This window comes from Nocardia sp. TBRC8007 (assembly GCF_056629435.1).
Genome location: NZ_JBWSOR010000129.1, coordinates 1 through 679 on the forward strand (window position 1 = coordinate 1; position 679 = coordinate 679).

Annotated in this window: 1 protein-coding gene; it reads right to left on the minus strand. The window is 62.7% G+C overall.

The window, feature by feature from the left end:
- On the minus strand, window positions 1-679 hold a 679-nt coding region (locus tag ACX4ZE_RS22940; RefSeq protein WP_480275541.1), incomplete at both ends, for an AMP-binding protein.

The window sequence follows — 679 nt, forward strand, 5'->3', positions numbered from 1 at the left end:
ATCCACCACGAACACCCGCACATTCCCCACCGGACACCCGATCGGCACCGACACCCCCTCCTCGGACACCCCCACCCCCTCCTCGGCGGACAACACCAGCATCGTCGCGAACACCGTCGTCTCGGTCGGCCCATAACCATTGACAACACCCACCCCCGGCAACAAGGCCCTGGTCCGTTCCACAACCCGCGACGGCAACAACTCACCACCGAAGATCACCAACCGCAACGCACCGACACCACCCCCACCCGACAACCGAACCTCCGACAACGCATCAAACGCCGACGGTGTCTGGTTGAGCACCGTAACCCCCTCACGAACCACCAACTCCCACAAATCACTCGGCGACCGAACCGTCTCCCAACCCACCACCACAACCCGACCACCATGCACAAGCGCACCCCACAACTCCCACACCGAGAAATCGAACGCAAACGAATGACACCACGCCCACACATCCCCAGAGCAGAACCCACACCACCCCGCCGTACCACCGAACAAAGACACCACATCACGGTGGGTGACCGCGACACCCTTCGGGCGACCGGTCGACCCAGAGGTGTAGATCAGATACGCCAGATTGTCCGGACGCAACCGCCCACGGCAATCGGCGTCGGCCGGAGCAGTCGCACTGTGGTCGTCGGTGAAAGTTTCCGGCGCGTCGATACACAACGTTTCC